Annotated in this window: 20 protein-coding genes; 16 read left to right on the top strand and 4 right to left on the bottom strand. The window is 64.2% G+C overall.

What is annotated here, in order from left to right:
* The 5 genes from hisA (at position 1) to coaA (ending at position 3,777) form a co-directional block, all read left to right on the top strand.
* A complete protein-coding gene (hisA, locus tag AC0L15_RS04770) occupies positions 1-750 on the top strand; it encodes a 1-(5-phosphoribosyl)-5-[(5-phosphoribosylamino)methylideneamino]imidazole-4-carboxamide isomerase (protein WP_287246754.1) in 750 nt (249 codons plus the stop codon).
* Positions 747-1,583 (top strand): arginase family protein, encoded by an 837-nt coding sequence (locus tag AC0L15_RS04765; RefSeq protein ID WP_287246753.1) that lies wholly within the window; start codon positions 747-749, stop codon positions 1,581-1,583. Before hisA ends, AC0L15_RS04765 begins: the two co-directional genes overlap by 4 nt.
* Positions 1,580-2,374 (top strand): imidazole glycerol phosphate synthase subunit HisF, encoded by a 795-nt coding sequence (gene hisF / locus AC0L15_RS04760; RefSeq protein ID WP_287246961.1) that lies wholly within the window; start codon positions 1,580-1,582, stop codon positions 2,372-2,374. Before AC0L15_RS04765 ends, hisF begins: the two co-directional genes overlap by 4 nt.
* A gap of 92 nt (positions 2,375-2,466) precedes the next feature.
* Positions 2,467-2,793 carry a phosphoribosyl-ATP diphosphatase gene (locus AC0L15_RS04755; protein ID WP_128244589.1) on the top strand — a complete coding sequence of 109 codons (327 nt, stop codon included), beginning with the start codon at positions 2,467-2,469 and terminating at the stop codon, positions 2,791-2,793.
* A 24-nt stretch (positions 2,794-2,817) separates the two neighbouring features.
* The gene (gene coaA / locus AC0L15_RS04750) at positions 2,818-3,777 is read left to right on the top strand and encodes a type I pantothenate kinase (RefSeq protein WP_128244588.1); all 960 of its coding nucleotides are present in this window, start codon (positions 2,818-2,820) and stop codon (positions 3,775-3,777) included.
* Positions 3,778-3,874: 97 nt separating this feature from the next.
* Here the strand turns inward: coaA and AC0L15_RS04745 are convergent, their stop codons facing one another.
* The 4 genes from AC0L15_RS04745 to AC0L15_RS04730 form a co-directional block, all read right to left on the bottom strand.
* A complete protein-coding gene (locus AC0L15_RS04745; protein ID WP_473495955.1) occupies positions 3,875-4,492 on the bottom strand; it encodes an alpha-ketoglutarate-dependent dioxygenase AlkB in 618 nt (205 codons plus the stop codon).
* 246 nt (positions 4,493-4,738) lie between these two features.
* Positions 4,739-5,212 (bottom strand): peptidoglycan-binding protein LysM, encoded by a 474-nt coding sequence (gene lysM / locus AC0L15_RS04740; protein WP_023796912.1) that lies wholly within the window; start codon positions 5,210-5,212, stop codon positions 4,739-4,741.
* Between the two features lie 180 nt (positions 5,213-5,392).
* Entirely contained in the window at positions 5,393-5,830 is a 438-nt protein-coding gene (gene arfB / locus AC0L15_RS04735) for an alternative ribosome rescue aminoacyl-tRNA hydrolase ArfB (protein WP_091592566.1), read from the bottom strand.
* Positions 5,831-5,964: 134 nt separating this feature from the next.
* Positions 5,965-7,575, bottom strand: a complete 1,611-nt coding sequence (locus tag AC0L15_RS04730; protein WP_287246750.1) for a phosphoenolpyruvate carboxykinase — start codon at positions 7,573-7,575, stop codon at positions 5,965-5,967.
* Between the two features lie 344 nt (positions 7,576-7,919).
* On the opposite strand from AC0L15_RS04730, the gene AC0L15_RS04725 reads away from it, so the two are divergent.
* The 11 genes from AC0L15_RS04725 to addA all read left to right on the top strand — a co-directional run bounded on the left by AC0L15_RS04725 (position 7,920) and on the right by addA (position 25,221).
* Complete coding sequence (locus tag AC0L15_RS04725; RefSeq protein ID WP_023796909.1) at positions 7,920-8,621, top strand: response regulator transcription factor; 702 nt, start codon at positions 7,920-7,922, stop codon at positions 8,619-8,621.
* A 141-nt stretch (positions 8,622-8,762) separates the two neighbouring features.
* Positions 8,763-10,544 carry a sensor histidine kinase gene (locus AC0L15_RS04720; RefSeq protein WP_023796908.1) on the top strand — a complete coding sequence of 594 codons (1,782 nt, stop codon included), beginning with the start codon at positions 8,763-8,765 and terminating at the stop codon, positions 10,542-10,544.
* Positions 10,545-10,625: 81 nt separating this feature from the next.
* The gene (locus AC0L15_RS04715; protein ID WP_027152038.1) at positions 10,626-11,087 is read left to right on the top strand and encodes an HPr kinase/phosphorylase; all 462 of its coding nucleotides are present in this window, start codon (positions 10,626-10,628) and stop codon (positions 11,085-11,087) included.
* Positions 11,088-11,249: 162 nt separating this feature from the next.
* A complete protein-coding gene (locus tag AC0L15_RS04710; RefSeq protein WP_027152037.1) occupies positions 11,250-11,651 on the top strand; it encodes a PTS sugar transporter subunit IIA in 402 nt (133 codons plus the stop codon).
* Positions 11,648-11,944, top strand: a complete 297-nt coding sequence (locus AC0L15_RS04705; protein WP_128244583.1) for an HPr family phosphocarrier protein — start codon at positions 11,648-11,650, stop codon at positions 11,942-11,944. Before AC0L15_RS04710 ends, AC0L15_RS04705 begins: the two co-directional genes overlap by 4 nt.
* Positions 11,945-12,134: 190 nt before the next feature.
* The gene (ahcY, locus tag AC0L15_RS04700; RefSeq protein WP_287246749.1) at positions 12,135-13,535 is read left to right on the top strand and encodes an adenosylhomocysteinase; all 1,401 of its coding nucleotides are present in this window, start codon (positions 12,135-12,137) and stop codon (positions 13,533-13,535) included.
* Positions 13,536-13,723: 188 nt separating this feature from the next.
* Complete coding sequence (locus tag AC0L15_RS04695; protein ID WP_287246748.1) at positions 13,724-16,303, top strand: sensor histidine kinase; 2,580 nt, start codon at positions 13,724-13,726, stop codon at positions 16,301-16,303.
* A gap of 8 nt (positions 16,304-16,311) precedes the next feature.
* Positions 16,312-17,823, top strand: a complete 1,512-nt coding sequence (gene tsaE, locus AC0L15_RS04690; protein ID WP_473495954.1) for a tRNA (adenosine(37)-N6)-threonylcarbamoyltransferase complex ATPase subunit type 1 TsaE — start codon at positions 16,312-16,314, stop codon at positions 17,821-17,823.
* Complete coding sequence (locus tag AC0L15_RS04685; RefSeq protein WP_473495953.1) at positions 17,820-18,590, top strand: nucleotidyltransferase family protein; 771 nt, start codon at positions 17,820-17,822, stop codon at positions 18,588-18,590. The genes tsaE and AC0L15_RS04685 overlap by 4 nt, the downstream gene beginning before the upstream one ends.
* Positions 18,587-21,715, top strand: coding sequence for a double-strand break repair protein AddB (addB, locus tag AC0L15_RS04680; protein WP_473495952.1), 3,129 nt, complete (start codon positions 18,587-18,589; stop codon positions 21,713-21,715). The genes AC0L15_RS04685 and addB overlap by 4 nt, the downstream gene beginning before the upstream one ends.
* Positions 21,712-25,221 carry a double-strand break repair helicase AddA gene (addA, locus tag AC0L15_RS04675; protein WP_287246744.1) on the top strand — a complete coding sequence of 1,170 codons (3,510 nt, stop codon included), beginning with the start codon at positions 21,712-21,714 and terminating at the stop codon, positions 25,219-25,221. The genes addB and addA overlap by 4 nt, the downstream gene beginning before the upstream one ends.
* The last annotated feature ends 54 nt before the right edge of the window (positions 25,222-25,275 follow it).

Raw genomic sequence — 25,275 nt, 5'->3', positions numbered from 1 at the left:
GTGATCCTGTTCCCGGCCATCGATCTCAAGGACGGCAAGTGCGTGCGCCTGAAGCACGGCGATATGGCGACCGCGACGATTTACAATGACGACCCGGCAGCGCAGGCCAGGGCCTTCGAGCAACAAGGCTTTGAATGGCTGCATGTCGTCGACCTCAACGGCGCCTTCAAGGGCCAGAGCGTCAACGGCGCGGCGGTCGGCGCCATTCTCAAGGCAACAATAAACCCGGTGCAGCTCGGCGGCGGCATCCGCACCCTGGCGCAGGTCGAGGACTGGCTCGATCGCGGGCTGGCCCGCATCATTCTCGGCACGGTGGCGGTGCGCGATCCGGATCTGGTCAGGCAGGCCTGCAAGGCATTCCCGGGCAAGATCGCCGTCGGCATCGACGCCAAGGGCGGCAAGGTGGCGGTCGAGGGCTGGGCCGAGGCCTCTAGTCTCGGCGTCATCGAACTGGCGAAGAAGTTCGAGGGCGCCGGCGTTGCCGCCATCATCTACACCGACATCGACCGCGACGGTGTGCTGACAGGCATCAACTGGGACGCCACCATCGATCTTGCCGACGCCGTGTCCATCCCGGTCATCGCCTCCGGCGGGCTGGCGTCGATCGCCGATATCGTGCGCATGACGATGCCCGATGCGCAAATGCTCGAAGGCGCCATCTCAGGGCGTGCACTTTATGACGGACGTATCGACCCGGCCGAGGCGTTGGCGATCCTGGCGGCCGGACCGGAGAGGGCGAGGGCGCGATGAAACTCTCGATCATCCTCGCACCCTATGACAGCGGCCTTTACCACGCCGGCTTTGGCCAGGGCCCCGACGCCATCATTGCCGGCGGCCTTGTCGATGAACTTGCCTTGCGCGGCCATGATGTCATCGTCGAGGACATCGGCGAGGTCGGCGATGCCCAGAGACGCGAAATCGCGACAGGTTTCGCGGTTTGTCGGGCAGTCGCCACCAAGGTCGACATGGCGCGCGACGATGAGCGTTTTCCCATCGTGCTCGCCGGAAATTGCCTGACCGCCGCCGGTGCGGTGGCTGGCGACGCCGCTGATTCGATCATCTGGATCGATCAGCATGGCGATCTCAACACGCCCGAGACGTCGGCCTACGGCTTTCTCGACGGCATGGCGCTGGCGACGGCGCTGGGGCTCTGCTGGCGGCCGATGACGTCAGCCATTCCCGGCTTCCAGGCGATCGACCCGTCGCGCTGCATGCTGGTCGACGCGCGCGACCTCGATCCAGATGAAAGGCGGCTTCTCGAAACATTGCCGATCATTCGCGCCCAGTGGACCGATGCACTCGACAATGTCGGAAAGCTCAAGGCGGCCGGCGCGGCCCAAGCGCATTTGCATCTTGATCTGGATGTTCACGATCCGGATGTGCTGCAAGTGAACCGCTATGCGCTGCCGGGAGGTCCAAATCCGGAGCAGCTGCGGCAACTGGTTTGCGGGCTGGCCAAGTCGATCCCGATCGTCGGCATTACCCTGTCCGCCTACGATCCTGCCTTTGACGCCAAAGGCGAGGTTCCGCCTGTCGTTGGGCAATTGCTTGGCGATTTTCTTGCCGCGCATGCGAGGATCTGATGCTGAAAGCCCGCGTCATCCCCTGTCTCGACGTCAAGAACGGCCGCGTCGTCAAAGGCGTCAATTTCGTCGATCTGATCGATGCCGGCGATCCGGTCGAGGCGGCCAAGGCCTATGATGCCGCCGGCGCCGACGAGCTCTGCTTCCTCGACATCACCGCCTCGTTCGAAAATCGCGAAACCATCTTCGACATCGTCGCCCGCACAGCCGAGCAATGCTTCATGCCGCTGACCGTCGGCGGCGGCGTGCGCCAGGTCGCCGACATAAGAAAGCTGCTTTTGGCCGGCGCCGACAAAGTGTCGATCAACACGGCGGCGGTGAGGAATCCCGATTTCATCGCCGAGGCGGCCGACAAGTTCGGCAACCAATGCATCGTCGTCGCCATCGACGCCAAGATAGTGTCGGGCGAAGGCGAGGCCGACCGCTGGGAGATTTTCACCCATGGCGGCCGCGAGAAGACCGGCATCGACGCGGTCGAATTCGCTCAGCAGATGGTCGATCGCGGCGCCGGCGAGATCCTGCTGACGTCGATGGACCGCGACGGCACCAAGGCCGGCTACGACATCGCGCTCACCCGCGCGGTCGCCGACGCGGTGCGTGCGCCGGTCATTGCCTCCGGCGGCGTCGGCACGCTCGATCACCTGGTCGAGGGCATTCGCGACGGCCATGCCGGCGCGGTGCTGGCGGCATCGATCTTCCATTTCGGCACGTACAGCATTGCTGAAGCCAAGTCGCACATGGCCCGCGCCGGCCTGCCGATGCGACTGGACTCGTCAGGGGATCGGCTCTAAAGCATGATCCCGAACCGAAGGTCCGCGCCAGCCAAAAAAGGGGGAACCGGTTTCGGAAAAGATCATGCTTAAACAAGCAGATAGATGGCGCCATGGCTGAGTTTTCGCTCTCCGATCTGGAGACAATCATCAGGGAACGCGCGCATTCCGGCGATCCGGATTCGTGGACGGCAAAGCTGTTCGCGCGCGGCATCGACAAGGCGGCGCAGAAGCTCGGCGAAGAGGCGGTCGAAACGGTGATCGCGGCCGTTGGCGGTGACAGGCAAGCCCTCGTTTCGGAAAGCGCCGATCTCATCTATCATTGGCTCGTCGTTCTGGGCGTCGCCGGCGTTCCGCTTGCCGATGTCCTGACCGAACTCGAGCGCCGCACCGGTCGTTCGGGCGTCGCCGAAAAGGCGTCTCGGCAGGACCGGGGCTGATCGCTGCGGAGGGCAGGAAACTCGATGGACCAGCTCGCCCCCACCGAGAAATATTCGCCCTTCCGTTTTTTCTCGGCGGAAGAATGGTCGCAGTTCCGCGCCGACACGCCAATGACGCTCGGCGAGGACGAGATCCGTCGCCTGCGTTCGCTCAACGATCCGGTCGACCTCGAAGAGGTCAAGCGCATCTATCTTTCGCTATCTCGGCTGTTGTCGGCCCATGTCGAGGCCAGCCAACTGCTGTTCAGGCAGCGCCAGGCCTTCTTCAACGCGGGGGATGTCGTCAAGACGCCCTTCATCATCGGGATTGCCGGCTCCGTCGCGGTCGGTAAATCGACCACGGCGCGCGTCCTCAAGGAATTGCTGGCGCGCTGGCCGTCGAGCCCCAAGGTCGATCTGATCACCACCGACGGCTTCCTGCTTCCCAACGAAATCCTGCGCCGCAACAATTTGATGGAGCGCAAGGGCTTTCCCGACAGCTACGATGTCGGCGCCCTGCTGCGTTTCCTGTCGGGCATCAAATCGGGGCAGCGCAATGTCCGCGCGCCAGTCTATTCGCACCTGACCTACGACGTCGTTCCCGGCGCGTTCCAGACCATCGACCGGCCGGACATATTGATCTTCGAAGGCATCAACGTCCTGCAGCCGGGCAAGCTGCCAAAGGACGGCAAGATCGTGCCTTTCCTGTCGGATTTCTTCGACTTCGCCATCTATATCGATGCCGAAGAGGAGCTGATCCATCAATGGTACATCGCCCGCTTCATGCGGCTGCGCGAGACGGCCTTCCGCGATCCGGACTCCTTCTTCCACCGCTATTCGCAACTTTCGCAAGCAGCGGCCCGCGCCATCGCCGAAGGCCTGTGGGCCAACATCAACCTGAAGAATCTGCGCGAGAACATCCTGCCGACTAGAGCCCGCGCCGATCTCATCCTGCGCAAGGGCGCCAATCATCTGGTCGAGGAAGTGGCGCTCAGGAAGCTGTAACGAAGCGGTTAACAGCGCTTTAGGCAATGCCCCGCTACCGTTCGATTGCAGCGGCGATACGACTCGACTTGAAAGTCCGCGCTTTTGCGCGACAGCATTAGCCAGGATAGGTCACCCGCCGCAGCGTCAGATTGATCCGCCCGCCATTCCTGAGCAGTGCCGAGGTCGACGGATAGATACGGTCGACGCCGTGGAAACAGAGGCGGCCTTCGCCGCCAAGCACGACGACGTCGCCGCTTTTCAGCCTAAACGATTTGGTGCCGCCTTCGCGCCTGCTCTGGCCGACCCTGAACAGGCAATCGTCGCCCAGTGAAACGGAGACGACCGGCGCGGAGAAATCGATCTCGTCGCGGTCCTGATGAAGGCCCATCTTCGCGTCGGGCGAATAGAAATTGACCAGGCAGGCCTCCGGCGGATGGGGATAGGCAGACACCTCGCGCCACAGCTCCAGCAGCACGTCCGGGATCGGCGGCCAGGGCGTCCCGGTCACCGGGTGCGTCGGCTGGTAGCGATAGCCGTGCTGCTTGTCGGTGACCCAGCCAAGCGAACCGCAATTGGTCATGCGCACGCTCATCTCCTTGCCGGTGCGCGGCATCGCCGGCACGAACAGAGGCGCTTCCTGCACGACCTGCCTCACATCCTCGACCAGCGCTTCCTGCACCGCGCGGGATAGGTAGCCGGGCATGTGGCGGACGCCTCTGGGCAGAACGAGCATCAGCTTGGTCGCTTCATCGGGTTCATCTGGCGGACAATGCCACCAACAAACAAGAACGGCGACCCGAAAGCCGCCGTTCTTGTCCTTGGATGGCAATCGCCAGCTTAAGGTGTGGTGAGATTCGGGTCAGGCCGAGCCGAAAATGGTGGTTTCAGAGAACCGGAGCGGAGCGTACTTAAGTACGTGAGCACCGGAAGCGCAGGAAACCGCCGTTTGCAGGCGGCATCACCTGAATATCAACATACCTTAGTCGAGATCCGGGATGCGCAGAACCTGCCCCGGATAGATCCTGTCCGGGTCGGTCAGCATCGGCTTGTTGGCCTCGAAAATGATCGTGTTCTTCGCACCCTTGCCCTTGCCATAGCTCTTTTCAGCGATCTTCCAGAGATTGTCGCCTTTCTTGACCGTGTAGAAGGTCGGTTGCTTGGCCGGGGCTGCGGGCGTGCCGGCCTCGGGTGCGGCGACCTGCAATTCATCCGCCTGCACCTTGGACACGCCGAGCGTGTTGCCGACGGCGATGATGGCTTTTTCGAAGATCGACTGATCCTTGACCACGCCTTTCAGCACAGCCGTGTCGCCCTTGACGTCGACTTCCACATTGTCGGTGCCGAGCGCGTGCGAATCGAGTTCCTTCTTCAGCGTATCGGCGGTCGGCTCCGGCTCATCGTCGCCGAAGCCGAGCTTCTTGCCGACGTCCTTGACGAAATCAAACATGCCCATCTGCGGTCTCCTTCCTGTGACGAATGCCGAACTTGCAACCTGCAACCTCGAATTGGAAGCGGTCTCGACCGCGATCGATGTCGTGCCCGCCGCATCGGCCCAAAACTCGGAATCGATTTTTGGAAAAGCACCGTGCGTGACTGCCCGAGCGCGCACCCTTTGCGTCCGGGTCGACGCGTGTCAATCGTCGTCCACGCGACCGCGCAGCTTCTTGATCGTGCCGCGCCCAGCCTTGGTCTTCAGCCGCCTTTCGACCGCGCCTTTCGAAGGCCTCGTCTTCTTGCGCGGCGGCGGCGGCGGTTCGGCGGCCCTGGCGACCAGTTCCGCAAGCCGCGCCCGGGCGTCCGCCCGGTTCTGCTCTTGCGTGCGGAAGCGACCGGCCTCGATGACGATGACGCCGTCCTTGGTGGCGCGCTGGCCGGCCAGCCTTATGGTTCGCTCGCGGACGCGCTCCGACAGGCCCGGCGCATTCGCTGCATCGAAGCGCAATTGCACCGCCGTCGCCACCTTGTTGACGTTCTGGCCGCCGGGGCCGGACGAGCGGATGAAGTCCTCGTGCAGGTCATCCGGATGGATCACCGCATCGTCGGCAATGATGATCTTGTCGTCGGCGTTCATGCCGCAGTCATGGCGCGGCCAACGAAAAAAGAAAAGGCCCAGGTCGGGCCTTCCCCCCGGGTCGGGCCTTCCCGATCCCGGTCCCGGGTCGGGCGTTCCCGACCCCGGTCCGGCGCCTCGAGATGCAGCGGCGACTATTCCGCGGCTTCGCGCATGCGCGGCGCGGCGCCGAGCACGATGGCGTCGACATGCGGTTCGAATTTTTCGAAATTGACGGCGAACATGCCGACCAGCCTCGCCGCCTGCAGGTCATAGGCTGAGGTATCGGCCCATGTCGATCTTGGATCGAGAATGGCACGGTCGACGCCCGCGACCGCCACCGGCACCTCGAAACCAAAATTGGCGTCGGTCCGGTAATCGGCCCCTTTCAGCGAGCCGTCGAGCGCCGCGGCGAGCAGCGCCCGCGTTGCCTTGATCGGCATCCGCTTGCCGGTGCCGTAGGCACCGCCGGTCCAGCCGGTGTTGACCAGCCAGCAATCGACACTGTGATGGGCGATCAGCTCGCGCAGCAGATTGCCGTATTCCGACGGATGGCGCGGCATGAACGGTGCGCCGAAACAGGTCGAAAACGTCGCTTCGGGTTCGGTGACGCCCTTTTCGGTCCCTGCCACCTTGGCGGTGTAGCCGGAGAGGAAATGATACATCGCCTGCGCCGGGGTCAGCCGGGCGATCGGCGGCATCACGCCGAATGCGTCGGCGGTCAGCATGATGATGTTTTTCGGGTGACCGGCGCGGCCGGTCTTGCTGGCGTTGGGGATGAAGTGGAGCGGATAGGCGCAGCGCGTGTTTTCAGTGAGATTGCCGTCGTTGAAATCCGGCACGCGGCCGGCGTCGAGCACCACATTCTCCAGCACCGTGCCGAAGCGCTGGGTGGTGGCGAAGATCTCCGGCTCGGCTTCGGCCGAGAGCTTTATCGTCTTGGCATAGCAGCCGCCTTCGAAGTTGAAGATGCCATGCGGACCCCAGCCGTGCTCGTCGTCGCCGACCAGCGTGCGCGACGGATCGGCCGACAGCGTCGTCTTGCCGGTTCCCGAGAGGCCGAAGAAGATGGCCGCGTCTCCGCCGGCGCCTTCATTGGCCGAGCAGTGCATCGGCATCACGCCCTTCGCCGGCAACTGATAGTTGAGCACCGTGAACACCGATTTTTTCATTTCGCCGGCATAGGAGGTGCCGCCGATCAGCACGATCATGCGCGTCAGATCGACGGCGATCACCGTTCCGGTTCGGGTGCCGTGGCGGACGGGATCGGCGCGGAACGACGGCAGGTCGATGATCGTCAACTCGGGCACGAAATGCTCGAGCTCGGCGGCTTGCGGGCGAATGAGCAGATTGCGGATGAACAAGGAGTGCCAGGCAAGCTCCGTGACGACCCGGGTCGTCAGCTTCAAGTCCTCATCAGCGCCGCCGACCAGGTCCTGCACATAAAGATCCTTGTCCGCCGCGTGGGCGCGAAAATCGGCGAGCAGCGTGTCGAACTGGGCCGGCGAAATCGACTTGTTGTTGTCCCACCAGACATGCGGCCCGGTGGTCTCGTCGCGCACGACGAATTTGTCCTTGGGCGAGCGGCCGGTGTGCTGCCCGGTCTCGGCGACCAGCGCGCCATGCGCGGTAAGCCGGGCCTCGCCGCGGCGGATCGCCTCCTCGTAAAGGACGGCCTCGCCGAAATTATAGCGCACCGCGCCGGTGGTTTTCAGGCCGATCCGGTCGATCGCCCATGCGGGATTGCGTTTGCCGGCTTCCGACATGAGGGGTTCCTTCTTCGATTGCAGCATCCTGGCCGGCGAACTTCCGGAGCCTCCAACGATGGAGACTGTAACGGTCAGAACCAGAAAAGCCAAATGATATCAAATATTTAATCGATTTAAATAATTTGAAAGTTGTTTAAATCGTTTATATGTGCGAAAAATCAGGCGGGTGCCCAAAGGATTGGCGGTCTGTATCGGTCCAATCCATGTTGAGGTGAGATTGTGGCCGCCGGCATGCCGCTCGTGACAGCGGACGAAGCCTGTGCCACATTTTGTACCTAATTTGTCCTGCAAAAGCCCCTTCTCGACCAAAGAAGGGACAGCTCATGAGGGAGCCACTTGAAATGGCAACAATCGCGCTTGTCGACGACGACCGCAACATTCTGACTTCGGTGTCGATCGCCCTCGAATCGGAGGGGTATCGCGTCGAAACCTATACGGATGGGGCGTCGGCGCTGGAAGGTCTGGCGGCGCGCCCGCCGAATCTCGCCATTCTCGACATCAAGATGCCGCGTATGGACGGCATGGAGCTTCTGCGCCGGATGCGCCAGAAATCCGACCTGCCGGTGATCTTCCTGACGTCCAAGGACGACGAGATCGATGAGCTTTTCGGCCTCAAGATGGGCGCCGACGACTTTATCCGCAAACCCTTCTCGCAGCGTCTTCTGGTCGAGCGGGTTCGCGCCGTGCTGCGCCGTGCCAGCGCCCGCGAGGCGTCGGCCAAGACGCCCAACCAGCAGGCCCGTTCGCTTGAGCGCGGCCAACTTGTCATGGACCAGGAGCGCCACACCTGCACCTGGAAAGGCGAGCCGGTGACGCTTACCGTCACCGAATTCCTGATCCTGCATTCTCTGGCCCAACGCCCCGGTGTGGTAAAAAGCCGTGATGCGCTGATGGATTCGGCCTATGATGAGCAGGTCTATGTCGATGACCGCACCATCGACAGTCACATCAAGCGGCTTCGCAAGAAGTTCAAGGCCGTCGATGATGACTTCGAGATGATCGAAACCCTTTACGGAGTCGGATATCGGTTCCGCGAAGCGTAAATAGGCAATAGGCAGTAGGGAATAGTCGGTAGTCAGTTTTGAATGGTGCGAACGGCCACTCAGCATCGCCGCGACCTCAGCCAACCATTTCTCTATTCCCTACTGCCTACTCACTAATTACTAAGCGGGGGCTGCTATTCGATGGCAGTGGACGTAGAGCGAGTGAGACGGACGGGCGCCCGGCGCCCGTCGCGGATTCTGCCCGCATTCCTGTCGAGGATCACGGTGCCGATGCGCCGCTTCCTCGGCCACCATATCTTTTCCAGCCTGACGCGGCGCATTCTCTTCCTCAACCTCGCAGGCTTGGCCGTCCTGGTCACCGGCATCCTCTACCTCAACACGTTTCGCGACGGGCTGATCGATGCCCGCGTCGAGAGCCTGATGACCCAGGGCGAGATCATCGCCGGCGCGATCGCCGCATCGGCGACGGTCGAGACCGATTCGATCAGCATCGATCCGGAAAAGCTGCTTGAACTGCAGGCCGGCGAAAGCCTGGGCCCCGGCTCCGATCAGCTCGACAATCTGGACTTTCCGATCAATCCGGAGCGCGTCGCGCCGGTGCTCAGGCGCTTGATTTCGCCGACGCGGACGCGCGCCCGGATCTATGACCGCGACGCCAATCTGCTGCTCGATTCGCGCCACCTCTATTCGCGCGGCCAGATCCTTCGCTACGATCTGCCGCCGACCGACAAGGAAGAGCCCGATCTTCTCGAGCGAATCCAGAAATTCGTCTTCGACTTCTTCCGCAACACCGCGCTGCCGGTCTATCATGAGCAGCCGGGTGGCAACGGCGCTGCATTTCCGGAGGTGGTCAAGGCGCTTACCGGCAGCCCGTCGACCATCGTGCGGATCTCCGAACAGGGCGAGCAGATTGTTTCGGTCGCCGTGCCGATCCAGCGCTTCCGCGCCGTCCTCGGCGTGCTGATGCTGTCGACGGAAGGCGGCGACATCGACAAGATCGTCGCGGCCGAGCGCAAGGCGATCCTGCGCGTCTTCGGCATTGCCGCACTTGTCACTGCCATCCTGTCGATGCTGCTTGCCTCGACCATCGCCAACCCGCTGCGCCGGCTGTCGGCGGCGGCGGTCAGGGTGCGGCGCGGCGTCAAGAATCGCGAGGAAATCCCGGACTTCTCCGATCGGCAGGACGAGATCGGCAATCTGTCGATCGCCGTGCGCGACATGACCAATGCGCTCTACGCCCGCATCGAGGCGATCGAAAGTTTCGCGGCCGACGTCTCGCACGAATTGAAGAACCCGCTGACCTCGCTGCGCAGCGCGGTAGAGACCCTGCCTCTGGCCAAGAACGAGGCGTCGCGCGCCCGGCTGATGGAGATCATCCAGCACGACGTCCGGCGGCTGGACCGTCTCATCACCGACATTTCCGATGCCTCCCGTCTTGACGCCGAGCTCGCGCGCGAAGACGCAGGAACCGTGGATCTCAAGAAATTCATCACCGATCTGGTCGACGTTTCGCGCACGGCCACGCGCAACAAGAAAACGGTCGACATCGAGTTCAAGGTCGCCAAACTGCCGCAGGGCGTCAAAGGCTATTTCGTCGCCGGCCATGATCTGAGGATCGGCCAGGTCATCACCAACCTGATCGAGAATGCCCGCTCCTTCGTTCCTGAGGAGCGCGGCCACATCGCCATATCGCTGGCGCGCGCCGGCAAGGTCAACATCATCACCGTCGACGACAATGGTCCCGGCATAAGGGCCGACAACATCGACCGCATCTTCGAGCGCTTCTACACCGACCGGCCGGCCGGCGAGGCGTTCGGCCAGAACTCGGGTCTTGGCCTGTCGATCAGCAGGCAGATCGTCGAAGCCCATGGCGGCACGCTGACCGCCGAGAACATCCCGGGCACCAAACCCGGCGAGATCAAGGGCGCGCGTTTCGTCGTGACACTGCCGGCGGAAGGCTGACGCATGATCCGAAAAGTGGGAACCGGTTTTCGGACAAGAGCATGATCCCGAAAAGTGGCGACCGGTTTCCGGACAAGAATCATGCCTGAGCCGACTGTGAAGGCTGAGAACATTCACGGCACGGCGATCCTGATCGGCGAGCGTGGTGTCCTCATCACGGGACCGTCCGGCTCGGGCAAGACGACGCTGGCGTTCGCCCTCATCGATCATTGCCGCCAACGTGGATTGTTTTCGCGGCTGATCGGTGACGACAGGCTCCTCGCGGCCGATCACGCGGGGCGGCTGGTCTGCCGGGTGCCCGCTCCCATCGCCGGCCTCGCCGAGGTGCCCGGATTCGGCCCGCGGCCATTGTCGTTCGAGCCCGGCGGCGTCATCGACCTTTGCGTCCGGCTGGTCCCGGCAAGCGAAATGGACCGCTTCCAGGAAGATGCCAGCGAGCCCATCGCGGGCTGTCCGCTGCCGCGTATTGATCTTGCCGAACGCAATGTTCCAGCGGCCTTGCCGGCCGTGATGGCGCGGCTGCCAATTGCGCCTTTCGTATGATGCGATTTCGAATTGTTGCTGCAATGCGTCAAAATGGCCTGTGCCTGTGCAATTTTGGACTTGTCAACGCGCCTCGCGTCGACAAGATAGCGCTCCCGCCGCCTGAAAAGGCCGGCGAGCATGAAACGCCTGTGAAGCGGCGATGACGGGAGCCACCAAAGAATGATCGGACTCGTGCTTGTAACGCACGGTCAACTGGCCGCCGAATTCCGCCATGCCGTGGAACATGTCGTCGGGCCACAAGACAGTTTCGAGACCGTCGCGATCGGCGCCGATGACGATATGGAGCAGCGCCGCAGCGACATCATCGACGCCGTTGCCCGTGTCGACACGGGAGCGGGCGTCATCGTTTTGACAGACATGTTCGGCGGCACGCCTTCCAATCTTGCAATTTCGGTGATGGAATCCGGTCGTACCGAGGTCATTGCCGGCATGAACCTGCCGATGCTGATCAAGCTGTCCAGCATTCGCAAGGGCGACAATATGAGCGCAGCGCTGGACGAGGCGCAGGCGGCCGGCCGCAAATACATCAATGTCGCCAGCCAGCTTCTGAGCAGCAAATGAGCGCGCTGTCGGCCAACAAGGGTGACATCGTCCGGGAATTTCCAATCGTCAACCAGCGTGGCCTGCATGCCCGCGCCTCGGCAAAGTTCGTTCAGGTCGCCAGCGGCTTCAACGCCTCCGTCCAGGTCGAGAAGGACGGCGTCACGGTTGGTGGCACCTCGATCATGGGCCTCATGATGCTGGCGGCAAGCCCCGGCTATTCGATCCGCGTCACCGCCAGCGGCCCGGAGGCCGAGCAGGTGATCGACGCGCTGGAGCAGCTGGTCGCCTCCCGCTTCGGCGAAGAGTCCTGACGCCTGGAGCGCGTCGCGGCTGAACCCGATCTCGCGCCGGTGCGCCTGCGAAGACATGCACGGATAAGGATTTCTTTATATCCCATTGTCGTCCGACCGACGATCTGCTAGTCAGGCCGGCAACTCGCGCCCTTCGACCGCCTTCCGGCGCGGGCGCATCCCGAAGACAATTCTTGATCGGAGCACTGCCATGACGGGTAGCAATGACTATGTGGTCGCCGACATCTCGCTTGCCGGCTGGGGCCGCAAGGAGATCGAGATCGCCGAAACCGAAATGCCGGGCCTGATGGCCTGCCGCGAAGAATTTGGCAAGGCGCAGCCGCTCAAGGGCGCGCGCATCACCGGCTCGCTGCACATGACCATCCAGACGGCGGTGCTGATCGAAACGCTGAAGGCGCTCGGCGCCGAGATCCGCTGGGCCTCCTGCAACATCTTCTCGACCCAGGACCATGCGGCCGCGGCCATCGCCGTGGCCGGCATTCCGGTCTTCGCGGTCAAGGGCGAGTCGCTCGAGGACTACTGGGTCTACACCGACAAGATATTCCAGTGGGCCGATGGCGGCACCTCCAACATGATCCTCGACGATGGCGGCGATGCAACCATGTACATCCTGATCGGCGCGCGCGCCGAAGCCGGCGAGGATGTGCTCTCCAATCCAGGCAGCGAGGAGGAAGAAATCCTGTTTGCCCAGATCAAAAAGCGTATGGCGGCATCGCCCGGTTTCTTCGCCAAGCAGAAGGAAGCGATCCGCGGCGTCACCGAAGAGACCACCACCGGCGTCAACCGGCTCTATCAGTTGCAGAAGAAGGGCCTGCTGCCGTTCCCGGCGATCAACGTCAACGATAGCGTGACCAAGTCGAAATTCGACAATAAATATGGCTGCAAGGAATCGCTGGTCGACGGCATTCGCCGCGGCACCGACACGATGATGGCCGGCAAGGTTGCGGTCGTCTGCGGCTATGGCGACGTCGGCAAGGGCTCTTCGGCGTCGCTCAAGGGCGCCGGCGCCCGCGTCAAGGTCACCGAGGTCGATCCGATCTGCGCATTGCAGGCGGCAATGGATGGCTTCGAAGTCGTCACCCTCGAAGATGCCGCCCCGACCGCCGACATCATCATCACCACCACCGGCAACAAGGATGTCGTCACCATCGACCATATGCGGGCGATGAAGGACATGGTGATCGTCGGCAATATCGGCCACTTCGACAACGAGATCCAGGTGGCGTCGCTGCGCAATCTGAAGTGGACCAACATCAAGCCGCAGGTCGACATGATCACCTTCCCGGACGGCAAGCGGATGATCCTTTTGTCGGAAGGCCGCCTGCTCAATCTCGGCAACGCCACCGGCCACCCGAGCTTTGTCATGTCGGCGTCCTTCACCAACCAGGTGCTGGCCCAGATCGAGTTGTACAGCAAGCCTGGCCAGTATCAGAACCAGGTCTATGTCCTGCCGAAGCATCTCGATGAAAAGGTCGCGCGCCTGCATCTCGACAAGCTCGGCGCCCGGCTTACCGAACTGTCCGGCGAACAGGCCGCCTATATCGGCGTGACTCCGCAGGGACCGTTCAAGCCGGAACACTACCGCTATTAACCACAGCGGAAATTACCACTAGATATTGAGGCCGGGCGATTGACTTTTCGCCCGGCTTTATTTTTGCGCTGATTGATTCTTCACGCCGATTCGCGCAAGCGCTATGGTGCTGATTCGCGGGCCCGGGGACGAGGGCCGAGGCCCGCATCAGGGCGGTCTTGCATTCAGGCGGCGAAGAGGACCAGGACATGCCGGGGGATTACCCGCCTTGCGCGGGACAGGCCGTTTCCGGCGGCCACAACGATATGGTGACCACGGGTTCCGCTGCCAGAGGCGGAAGCCTCTTATGGCGCGCTGGCGCCCGCGTCGGAAAATTGCTTGCTTCTTCCGCGCTCGCCGGCCCGCTGCTTGGCCTTTCGGCACATGCTGGACCGGCTGCTGCGTCCCCCGCGGCTGCATCCAAAGCCGGGCTGTCGGTCAGCACGGTCGAGGTCATGCAACTCGCCATGTTTGTCGGCGTCATGGGCGCGGCACTTGTCTCGGCCATTTTCCTGATCCGCGAACGGGCGCGCACCTCGGCCCAGAATGGCGAACTCAGAGCCCGCCTGGCCGACGTCAACGCTGCGCTGCAGCGCTCCGAGGCGCTGCTCAACCTGCGCGACCAGCGTGTCGTCGTATGGGCATCGGAAAACAAAAAGCCCGAGCTCGTCGGGACATTGCCGGTTGAAAGCGGGGCTCCGGAAGACCGTGCCGCCTTCCTCGCCTTTGGCCGTTGGCTGATGCCGCGCTCGGCGGCGGCGCTCGAGAATGCCGTGGCGGGACTGCGGGAAAAGGCGAAGCCGTTCGATCTCGTCATCGAATCGCAGGCCGGGGCGCCGCTCGAAGTGCACGGCCGCAAGAGCGCAGCACACGTGCTCGTCCGCTTCGTCTCGCTTTCTGAAACGCAGCGAAGCGAGGCCAGGCTAAGAATCGAGAACCAGCGCCTTGCCGCCGACTACGACACCATGCTCGGTCTTTTCAACGCACTCAGCATGCCAGCCTGGCTGCGCTCGGCGGACGGGCGGCTGAAATGGGTCAACCGCGCCTATGCCAGGGCGGTCGAGGCGGAAAACGCCGAAGCTGCGGTTCGCGACGCGAAGGAGTTCCTCGGCGGCCAAGCGCGCGATGCGATCGCTGCGCAGCACAAGTCGCATCCCGTCTTCGAGCAGGCCCTTTCCACCGTGATCGAAGGCGACCGCCGCATGTTCGCCGTGACCGACTTCGCCGGCGCGGACGGCTCAGCGGGTCTCGCCTGCGACACCAGCGCCATCGAAACGATCCGTAGCGAATATGAGCGGACCGTGCGCAGCCATGCCGACACGCTCGACCAGCTCAACACCGCTGTGGCGATTTTCGATACCGACGAAAAACTGCGGTTTTTCAACCAGGCGTTTCAGAAACTATGGGGTCTCGACAGCGGCTTCCTGCACAGCGCTCCGGACAACGCCTTGTTGCTCGACCGGCTGCGCAGCGAAGGCAAGATCGCCGAGCAGCCCGAATGGCGGCGCTGGAAGGAAAGCCTGCTTGGCGCCTATCGCGCGGTCGAGTCGCAGGAACATTGGTGGCATTTGCCGGACGGCAAGACCATCCGCGTCGTCGCCAATCCGCAGCCCAAAGGTGGCGTCACCTGGGTGTTCGAGAACCTGACCGAGAAGATGGACCTTGAAAGCCGCTACCAGACCGCGGTGCGGGTCCAGGGCGAGACGCTCGACAATCTTGCCGAAGGCGTGGCCGTGTTCGGCCCCGACGGCAGGCTCAGATTGTCGAACCCTGCATTCGCAGCACTTTGGGGGCTCGACGCCGATGCCGCCAAGCCCAACGTTCACGTCTCCACGATCCGCGATCTGTGCGACCGGCGCGCCGCCGACAGCCCCTGGCGCGGGTTCGTTGCCGCCGTCACCGGTTTTGACGACGAGCGCCGCGACCGCCACGGCCAGACCGAGCTGAACAACGGCACCGTGCTGCGCTACGCGATGATCCCGCTGCCCAACGGGCAGGTGATGATGACCTTCGTCGACGTCACCGACAGCGTCAATGTCGAGCGGGCGCTGAAGGACAAGAATGAGGCACTGGAAAAATCCGACCAGCTCAAGAACGAGTTTGTGCAGCACGTCTCCTACGAGCTGCGCTCGCCGCTGACCAACATCATCGGCTTCACCGAGCTGCTTTCGCTGCCCTCGACAGGGCCATTGAACCAGAAGCAGAGCGAATATGTCGAGCATGTCAGCTCGTCTTCCTCGGTCCTGCTCACCATCGTCAACGACATCCTCGACCTGGCGACCGTGGATGCCGGCATCATGGAACTCGATATCTCCGAAGTTCACGTCGACCGGACCATCGCTGCCGCTGCCGAGCTTGTTGCCGACCGGCTGGAGGAGCATGCGATCAGGCTCAAGATCGATGCGGCCACTGCGCCAAAGACGTTCCACGGCGACGAAATCCGCATCCGCCAGATCCTCTACAACCTGCTGAGCAATGCCGCGAACTACGCACCGGAGGCAAGCACCATCACGCTCGCCTGCCGCTCGCTTGCCGAAGGCGTGGAATTCTCCGTTCACGACGATGGTCCCGGCATGCCGCCGGACCTGCTCGATTCGGTGTTCCGCCGTTTCGAACCGCGCACCAATGGCGGCCGCCGGCGCGGCCCCGGCCTCGGCCTGTCGATCGTCAAGAGCTTTGTCGAACTGCATGGCGGCAGTGTCCGCATCGAAACCGGCAAGGACATGGGCACCACCGTCATTTGTGCCTTTCCCGACACGCCGTCCGGCATCCGCGCGGCGGCCGAGTAGCGCGTTCGATGGCAGGCATGGTGCTGGAGCGTTTTCTCGCCAACGAGGCTGCGACCGCAAGGCTGGGCGAGGATCTGGCCATGTCGCTGCGCCCCGGCGACGTGCTGGCACTCAGAGGCGATCTCGGCGCCGGCAAGTCGAGTTTGGCGCGGGCGCTGATCAGGGCAATGACCGACGATGCCGGTCTCGACGTGCCGAGCCCGACCTTCACGCTCGTCCAGAGCTATGAGGCGCGCGTCCCCGTCCATCATTTCGACCTCTATCGCCTGTCCGCGGCGTCCGAACTGGACGAACTGGGTTTCGACGAGGCGCTGGCGCAAGGCGCTGCCCTGGTCGAATGGCCGGAGCGGGCAGAGGCCTATCTGCCAAAGACTTCGGTGCTGATCGACCTCGTCCACCAGGACGACGGACGCCTGGCGAGATTGTCGGGACAAGGCGCTGCCTTCGAGCGCGCGGCGCGCTCGCTGGCCATGCGCAATTTTCTCGAAACAGCCGGCTGGGGTGAAGCGCAGAGACGCTATTTTATCGGCGACGCCTCGGCACGCTCCTATGAGGTCGTCTCGTTGGCCGGCCTGCCGCGGCGCGTGTTGATGAACTCGCCGCGGCTGGTGCTCGGGCCGCCGGTCCGCGACGGCAAGCCCTATGCGGTGATCGCCCACACCGCACAATCCGTCGCGGCCTTCGTCGCCATCGATCGGGCATTGCGGGCCGGCGGCGTCAGCGCCCCGGAAATCCACGCGCAGGACCTGGACCAGGGCTTTCTTCTCATGGAGCATCTCGGCTCGGAGGGATTTCTCGGCCAGCACGGTCAGCCGCTGGCGGAGCGCTACGCGGCGGCGGCCGAACTGCTTGCCATGATGCACGGCAAGACGTGGCCCGATCGCATCGAGGCCGCGTCCGGCGTCTTTCACGATGTGCCGCCTTTCGACCGCGACGCCATGATGATCGAAGCCGAATTGCTGCTCGACTGGTATGTGCCGGCGATATCAGGCGGCCCGGCAAGCGATGCCTTGCGCGCCGGCTATACCAAGGAATGGAACGCGGCCCTCGACCGGCTGGAGGGGCGCGAATACACGCTCATGCTGCGCGACTTTCATTCGCCCAACATCATCTGGCGCGGCGAGCGCACCGGTCACGATCGCCTTGGCATCGTCGATGTCCAGGACGCGCTGATCGGCCCTTCCGCCTACGATCTCGCCTCTCTCGCCATGGATGCGCGGGTTACGATCTCGCCTGAGATCGAGCGACGAACGCTCGATGCCTATATCGCCGCGCGCCATAAGGCCGGTGCTTTTAACGAACACGAATTCGTCGAGACCTATGCGATCATGGCGGCGCAGCGCAATTCGAAGATCCTCGGCATTTTCGTCAGGCTCGAAAAGCGGGACGGCAAGCCCTATTATCTGAAACACCTGCCGCGCATTCGCGATTATCTCCGGCGGGCGCTGGCGCATCCGGCACTGGCCGGCCTGCGGGATTTCTATACCGCCCAAGGGCTGCTGGAGGAACGGCCGCTGTGACGACACGCCCCAAAACCGCAATGGTGCTTGCCGCCGGGCTGGGAAAGCGCATGCGGCCAATCACCGACACAATGCCGAAACCGCTGGTCAGGATATCAGGCAAGACGTTGCTCGACTGGAGCCTGGACAGCCTGGCCCGTGCCGGCGTCGACAAGGCCATCGTCAACGTCCATTATTTTCCCGAGCAGATCGTCGCCCACGTCGCCGCGCGCCGCGCGCCGCGCGTCGTCATTTCCGACGAAAGCCAAAGACTGCTCGATTCCGCCGGCGGTATCGTCCATGCTTTGCCGGAACTGGGAGGGGCTCCCTTTTACATCGTCAACGCCGACACCTTCTGGATCGACAGCGGCGTGCCCAACCTTGCCCGCCTCGCCCTTGCATGGGACGCGGCGAAAATGGATATTCTGCTGATGCTCGCGGATTCCCAGTCAGCAACCGGACACAGCGGCGGCACCGATTTCCTGCTGGCGCCGGACGGCGCCTTGCGGCGTTCGAAAGGCGACCCGACAGGCCTGATCTATGCCGGCGCGGCGATCGTCCATCCCAGGCTTTTCAAGGATGCGCCGGCCGGCCCACACTCGCTCAACGCCTATTTCGATGCGGCCATCGCAGCCGGCCGCATGTACGGCATGATGATGCACGGCCATTGGATCACCGTTGGCACGCCCGACGCCATTCCGCTTGCGGAAGCGGTCGTTGCCACCGCTCTTGCTGGGTCGTCCGGCACTCTTGCCGAGTTGACCAGCGCTCTCACCGAGTTGAAATGAGCGGCTCCCGCCGCGTTTTCTCGATCCCGCCCGGAGCGCCGTTTCTGCCGACGCTGGCCGAGGCCCTGCTATCAGGGCGGCTCGTTCCCGGTTTCCGCTTCGACGGCGACCCGCTGGCGCTGGCCGACGCCACCATCTACGTGCCGACGCGCCGCGCCGCGCGGGCGCTGCGCGGCGTCTTCGTCGACCGTCTGGGTGGCCGCTCGGCGATCCTGCCGGTCGTCCGCCCGCTCGGCGAGTTCGACGAGGACGAGGCCGCGTTCGAGGCCGATGCATCGGCCGCCATCGACCTCGCGCCGCCGATCGCCGCGATCGAGCGCCTGCTGCTGCTGGCGCCGCTGGTGCGCGCCTGGAAACGCCGCCTGCCGGCGCATGTCGCGGCACTTTTCGACGAGGAGATCGTTGTGCCGGCGTCGGCCGCCGATGCCATCTGGCTGGCGCGCGACCTGGCCCGGCTGATGGACGAGATCGAGACGGAAGGCACGGACTGGACCAGGCTCGCCGATCTGGTGACCGGCAACCTCGCCGGCTGGTGGCAAGTGACGCTCGATTTCCTGAGCATCGTCACCGAAAACTGGCCGCTCCTCCTCGAAGAACGCAATCGCTCCAACCCGGCTGCGCATCGCAACGCGCTGATAAGGCTGGAAGCAGCGCGGCTGAAGCGCAATCCGCCGATCGGGCCGGTGATCGCCGCCGGCTCCACCGGGTCCATTCCCGCCACCGCTGAATTGCTTGCGGTGATCGCCGGCCTGCCCAGCGGCGCGGTCGTGCTGCCCGGCCTCGACCTGATGCTGGATGAGCCGTCATTCCAGGCAATTGCGGTGCCCGGCGCGCGGCCGGCCTTGCTTGGCCACCCGCAATACGGCCTGGCAAAACTGATCGGCAAGATCGGCGTGTTGCGCGGCGATGTCGAGGAGATCGCCTTTGCCGAAAGGTCGCTCGCGCTGCGCGCCGCACTTGTCGGCGAGGCGCTGCGGCCGGCGGAGACCACCGAGCTGTGGGTCGAGACGCGCGCCCGCTTTACGGCCGGCGATATCACCGAGGCCTTCGCCGACGTGACGCTGCTCGAAGCCGCCGGCGAGCGCGACGAAGCAGTGGCGATCGCCGTCGCGCTGAAACGCGCCGTCGAACAGCCCGGCCAGCGCGCCGCGCTCGTCACCGGCGACCGCGCCCTGGCGCGGCGCGTCTCGGTCGAGCTGTTGCGCTTTGGTGTCGTCGCCGACGATTCGGGCGGCACACCGCTCATCAACACGCCAGCCGCCGGCCTGCTCAGGCTGGCGCTTCAGGCGGCGTTCCGCCCCGGCGATCCCGTGGCCCTGCTGTCGCTGCTCAAGCACCCGCTGCTTGGCCTCGGTCTGGAACGCACAAGCGTCCGTCACGCGGTGGAGATCGTCGAACTGGTGGCGCTGCGCGGCGGCACCGGCCGCCCCGACGTCGCATCGCTGCCGGAGCTCTTCGATGCCCGGCTCCTCGAATTCGACGATCGCTGCAATCGCCGCCCGCCCTTCTGGCGATCGCGGCTTTCGGTCAGGCGCATCGAAGAAGCCCGAGACCTGCTGATCCGGTTAACCGCCGCGCTTGCGCCGCTGGTTGCCTATCGCGACGAGGAGAATGCCGATCTTGCCACGCTTGTGCGGGCCAGCGTCGTCGCGCTCGAAGGTCTCGGCCGCTCCGCGGGTGGCAGTCTGAGCGAACTCTATGCCGACGACGCCGGTGAAAAGCTCGCCGAGCTCTTGCGCGGGCTGGTCGCTGCCTCGGCGTCGTTCTCCTTCGCGGCCCACGAATGGCCCGACGTGATGGAGGCGCTGATCGCACCCGAGACGGTCAAGCCGGCACAAGGCACCGACAGGAACATCGCCATCTGGGGTGCGCTGGAAGCCCGGTTGCAGAACGTCGACACGCTGGTCATTGGCGGGCTCAACGAAGGCGTGTGGCCGCGCAAACCGGAAAGCGACCGTTTCATGTCCCGGCTGATGAAGACCGGCATCGATCTCGAGCCGCCCGAACGGCGCGTCGGCCTGGCCGCCCATGATTTCCAGATGGCGATGGGGGCGAAGCAAGTGGTGCTGGCGCGCTCCGCCCGCTCCGGCGACGCGCCGGCGGTGCCGTCGCGCTGGCTGCAGCGCCTCCTGACCTTCATAGGCAAGGACCATGCGGCGGTGCTTCGCCGGCGTGGTGATGAATTCCTGTCCTGGGCCCGTGCGCTGGATGCCGGCGAACGAAGAGACTTCGCGCCGCGGCCGCAGCCGAAGCCACCGCTGGATGTGCGGCCGCGACATTTCTCGGTCACCGAGATCGAAACGCTGCGCCGCGACCCTTACGCGATCTATGCCAGGAGGATCCTCCGCCTGATGCCGCTCGACCCGGTCATCCGCGACCCGGGTGCTGCCGAACGCGGCACGCTGTTTCACGCCATCCTGCATCTTTTTTCGCGGACCGTGGCCGATCCGCTTGTGCCGGAGGCGCTGGACGGTCTCATTGCCGCCGGCCGCGCATGCTTTGCCGAGGCGGCCCTTCCTCCCGATGTCGAGGCGGTGTGGTGGCCGCGCTTCGAAAAGCTCGCCGCCGGCATCATCGAATGGGAGCGCGGCCGCGCCTTCGCCGTGACAATGCGGCATGCCGAGGAGCACGCCGAGAAAACAGGCGTCGGCCAGTCCGGCGTGACGCTGTCCGGCTATGCTGATCGTGTAGATCTCCTGGCTGGCGGCATGGCCGACATCCTGGATTACAAGACCGGCTCCTCGCCGTCGAAGGCGCAGGCCCATACGCTGCTTTCGCCGCAACTGGCGCTCGAGGGCGCGCTGCTCAGGCGCGGCGCCTTCAAGGGGCTTGGCGCGCGCGAGCCGTCGCAGCTGGCCTTCATCAGGCTGAAGCCGAATGGCGAGGTGTTCGAGGAATCCATCCTCGAATACAACCGCCAGCCGCGAACCGCCACCGATCTTGCCGAGGAGGCCTGGGCGCGGCTCGAAAAACTGCTGATCCACTATGCCAACCCGTCGACCGGATATTTGTCGCGGGCGTTGCCGTTCCGCGAAGGCGAGACCGACGGCGACTACGACCATCTCGCCCGCGTGCTCGAATGGTCTGCCGGCGGCGACGCCGACGACGAGGGAGGGGAGGCATGAAGAAGGCCTATCCCATCCCGACCGATACCGCCGTCAGCCAGGCAAGCGCGTCTGACCCGCAAAATTCCGCCTGGGTGTCGGCGAATGCCGGATCGGGCAAGACCCATGTGCTGGCTCAGCGCGTCATCCGTCTTCTGCTGCGTGGCACCGATCCGTCGAAGATCCTGTGCCTGACCTACACCCGCGCCGCCGCTGCCAACATGTCGAACCGGGTGTTTTCGACATTGTCGGAATGGACGGCGCTTGGCGACGCAGAACTGGCGACAAGGATAGAGACGCTGGACGGTCGCCAGCCCGATCGCGAAACCATGCGCCGCGCCCGCCGGCTGTTCTCCGAGGCGCTGGAGACGCCCGGCGGGCTGAAGATCCAGACCATCCACGCCTTCTGCGAATCGGTGCTGCACCAGTTCCCGCTGGAGGCCAACATACCGGCCCATTTCGAAATGCTCGATCCGCAGATGGAGGCGTCGCTCTTCTCGGCCGCTCGCCGTGACATGATCTCGGGGACGGCCGCCGGCGATGCGGGGCTGGCCGAGGCTTTCGCCACCATTCTGGAACGCGGCGGCGAACATGGGCTCGATGCCTTGCTGGCCGAGATCGTGCGCAAGCGCGATGGTCTGCGCGCCTTCATTAGCGCGGCCGGCGGCGATGGTTTTCAGGCGCTGTTCGACGAGTTCAGGTTTCGCGCCGGCCAGACCGCCGAAGGCCTGGCGGCGTCCGTCTGGCCGCTGCCGGGCTTCCTGCCGGACTATTTCATCACCTTTGCCCGCGCTGCCGAAGACGCCGATGCCCGCTTCGTGCTCAACAACGTTCTGCCCTATGCGCGTCTTGCCTTCGCCGAGGATGATCCGGCTCGCCGGCTGCATCTGCTGGCAAAAGCCTTCCTGCGAACCGATGGCAAGCCTTACGAGCCGGCAAAGACGTTCAAGGCGTTGCTCGACCGGCTGCCGGATCTTGCCGAGCGCTATCTGTCAGCGGTCGATGCTATTCTCGAAATCTCTGACCGACTGGCCTTGTTCAGGATGCTGGAGGGCACACGTGCGGCGCTGATCATCGCCGACTGGCTGATCGCCCGCTACGAGCACCTGAAGCGCGCCCGCGGCTTCCTCGATTTCAACGACCTCATCACCCGAACGGTCAATCTCCTAGCGCGGCCCGACGCCGGCCCCTGGGTGCAGTACAAGCTCGACCAGGGCATCGACCATATCCTGCTCGACGAGGCGCAGGACACCAGTCCCGACCAGTGGGAGGTGGTGAAGCGGCTGGCCGAGGAATTCTTTGCCGGGCTCGGCGCACGCGACAATGTTCACCGCACGGTGTTCGCCGTCGGCGACGAAAAACAGTCGATCTATTCCTTTCAAGGAGCGGCGCCCGACTCCTTCGCCGACTCAAGGCTGCTGTTTTCCGCAAAAGTGCGCGACGCCAAAGCCGCCTTCGCCGATCTCAAGCTGACCTGGTCGTTCCGCTCGACCGAAGACGTGCTTGCGGCGGTGGACCGTGTCTTTGCCGACCCGCTCGTGCGGCGCGGCATCAGCCACGATCCCAACCCGCTAACCCACAAGGCGATCCGCAGCGATGCGCCGGGCTATGTCGAGGTCTGGCCGTCGATCGGCGCCGACGTCGTCGATGAACCCGACGACTGGACGCAAGCCGTCGACCACGCCCATGCACCGGCAGTGCGTATTGCCGATAACGTGGCGGCAACCATTGCCGGCTGGATCGGCGCCGGCGAGATCATCGAAGGCCGCGGCAAGAAGCTTCGGCCCGGCGACGTGCTGGTGCTGGTGCGCAAGCGCGATCGTTTCGTCCATGCGCTGACGCGCGCACTGAAGCGCCGCGACATCCCGGTCGCCGGCGCCGACCGCCTCAGCCTGCCCGGTCATATCGCGGTCAAGGACCTGATCGCGCTCGGCCACTTTCTTGTCCAGCCCGAGGACGATCTGTCGCTCGCCGCCGTGCTGCGCAGCCCGATTTTCGACGTTTCGGAAGAGATGCTTTTCGCGCTTGCCGGCGCGCGGCCCTCCGGCCTCTCGTTGATCGCTTCGCTCAGGCAGCAAGCCGGCGAAAGCGCCGCCTTGGCCGCAATCGCTGCCCAGCTCGACACATGGTCTGATGAAGCCGCATTCAGGCCAGTGTTCGAATTCTATGCCGGGGCTCTCGCCCGCGACGGCTTGCGCAAGAAAATGATCGCGCGGCTCGGGCCGGAAGCCGGCGACATCCTCGACGAATTCCTGAGCTTCTGCCTGGCCGAGGAGCGGACCGGCCTGCCGGGGCTGGAATCCTTCCTGTCGACGCTGGAGAATGCCGGCCCCGAGATCAAGCGCGAAATGGACCAGACCCGCGACGAGGTTCGCGTCATGACCGTGCATGCCGCCAAGGGCCTCGAGGCGCCTGTCGTGTTCCTGGTCGATGGTGGCTCGGCGCCGTTCAGCGATCAGCATCTGCCGCGACTGATGCCGTTCGATGGCTCGGGCCAACGCTGGGACGGCAAGGGCTATCTCTGGCGTTCGGCCGGCGATGTCGCCAATGGCTTTTCGCGGGCCGCTTCGGTCCGCGCGCGCGAACTGGCCGACGACGAATACCGCCGGCTGCTCTATGTCGGCATGACCCGCGCCGAGGACCGGCTGATCGTCTGCGGCTATCACGGCAAGCGGGTGCCGAATGCCGGCACCTGGCATTCGATCGTCAGCCGCGCGCTGGTCGGCGCCCCCGAAAGCATCGAGCGGCAGCACCCCGCCACCGGCGAGACCGTGCATCGCTTTCACGTGACAAAATTGCCGCCCGTCGCACAGGCGGCCGCCGAACAGGCGCGGCAGGCGCAACAGTTCGAGCCGTTGCCAAAAAGCCTGTTCCAGCCCTTGCCGCCCTTCGAGGATCTGCCGCGGCCGCTGTCGCCGTCCGGCGCCTCGGCGCTGATCGACGAGGCCAGGCAAGCCGTAGTCGACACCGGCTCGCCGGTGCTGGGCACCGAGGCAGAACCTGGCTTTGCGGTGATGCGGGGGCTGGCGCTGCACAAATTGCTGCAGATGCTGCCCGGTAGTGCCGAGACCGAACGCCGCGATGCTGCGGAGCGCTACCTCAAGCGCGCTGGCGCGCAATGGCCTGAAACCGAGCGCGACAAGGCCTTGGCTTCGGTGGCGACGATCCTTGCCGACAGCCGCTTCGATCAGCTGTTTGCGCCGAATTCACGCGCTGAGGTCGCGGTCATGGGCAGCCTGGAGGTCAAGGGCAAGCTGCGCTCGATCTCCGGCAAGATCGACCGGCTGGCGGTTACATCAGGCAGGGTGTCGATCGTCGACTACAAGACCAACCGGCCGGCGCCTGCAGCGCTGGCGGACGTTCCACCGGCCTATGTCCTGCAACTCGCGCTCTATCGCGCACTCCTCCAGCCGCTTTATCCCGGACATGAGGTCTCGGCGGCGCTGCTGTTCACTGAAGCGCCACGATTGATCGAGCTGCCGCCGGCGGCGATGGATGACGCCCTTGCCCGACTCACGGGAGCGTGACACAACAGCTGCTTGAAGAAGGGCGCGATCACCACCACATTTGGTGCGACAATA

This window comes from Mesorhizobium sp. WSM4846, from assembly GCF_055811415.1.
This window is presented reverse-complemented; position numbering and strand designations above follow the sequence as displayed.

What these genes read in the sequence shown, in the direction of transcription:
- AC0L15_RS04765 (WP_287246753.1), top strand. Translation starts at nt 747, where the DNA reads ATGAAACTCTCGATCATCCTCGCACCCTATGACAGCGGCCTTTACCAC.
- AC0L15_RS04755 (WP_128244589.1), top strand. Translation starts at nt 2,467, where the DNA reads ATGGCTGAGTTTTCGCTCTCCGATCTGGAGACAATCATCAGGGAACGC.
- coaA (WP_128244588.1), top strand. Translation starts at nt 2,818, where the DNA reads ATGGACCAGCTCGCCCCCACCGAGAAATATTCGCCCTTCCGTTTTTTC.
- AC0L15_RS04745 (WP_473495955.1), bottom strand. Translation starts at nt 4,492, where the DNA reads ATGCTCGTTCTGCCCAGAGGCGTCCGCCACATGCCCGGCTACCTATCC.
- lysM (WP_023796912.1), bottom strand. Translation starts at nt 5,212, where the DNA reads ATGGGCATGTTTGATTTCGTCAAGGACGTCGGCAAGAAGCTCGGCTTC.
- arfB (WP_091592566.1), bottom strand. Translation starts at nt 5,830, where the DNA reads ATGAACGCCGACGACAAGATCATCATTGCCGACGATGCGGTGATCCAT.
- AC0L15_RS04730 (WP_287246750.1), bottom strand. Translation starts at nt 7,575, where the DNA reads ATGTCGGAAGCCGGCAAACGCAATCCCGCATGGGCGATCGACCGGATC.
- AC0L15_RS04725 (WP_023796909.1), top strand. Translation starts at nt 7,920, where the DNA reads ATGGCAACAATCGCGCTTGTCGACGACGACCGCAACATTCTGACTTCG.
- AC0L15_RS04720 (WP_023796908.1), top strand. Translation starts at nt 8,763, where the DNA reads ATGGCAGTGGACGTAGAGCGAGTGAGACGGACGGGCGCCCGGCGCCCG.
- AC0L15_RS04715 (WP_027152038.1), top strand. Translation starts at nt 10,626, where the DNA reads ATGCCTGAGCCGACTGTGAAGGCTGAGAACATTCACGGCACGGCGATC.
- AC0L15_RS04710 (WP_027152037.1), top strand. Translation starts at nt 11,250, where the DNA reads ATGATCGGACTCGTGCTTGTAACGCACGGTCAACTGGCCGCCGAATTC.
- AC0L15_RS04705 (WP_128244583.1), top strand. Translation starts at nt 11,648, where the DNA reads ATGAGCGCGCTGTCGGCCAACAAGGGTGACATCGTCCGGGAATTTCCA.
- ahcY (WP_287246749.1), top strand. Translation starts at nt 12,135, where the DNA reads ATGACGGGTAGCAATGACTATGTGGTCGCCGACATCTCGCTTGCCGGC.
- AC0L15_RS04695 (WP_287246748.1), top strand. Translation starts at nt 13,724, where the DNA reads ATGCCGGGGGATTACCCGCCTTGCGCGGGACAGGCCGTTTCCGGCGGC.
- tsaE (WP_473495954.1), top strand. Translation starts at nt 16,312, where the DNA reads ATGGCAGGCATGGTGCTGGAGCGTTTTCTCGCCAACGAGGCTGCGACC.
- addB (WP_473495952.1), top strand. Translation starts at nt 18,587, where the DNA reads ATGAGCGGCTCCCGCCGCGTTTTCTCGATCCCGCCCGGAGCGCCGTTT.
- addA (WP_287246744.1), top strand. Translation starts at nt 21,712, where the DNA reads ATGAAGAAGGCCTATCCCATCCCGACCGATACCGCCGTCAGCCAGGCA.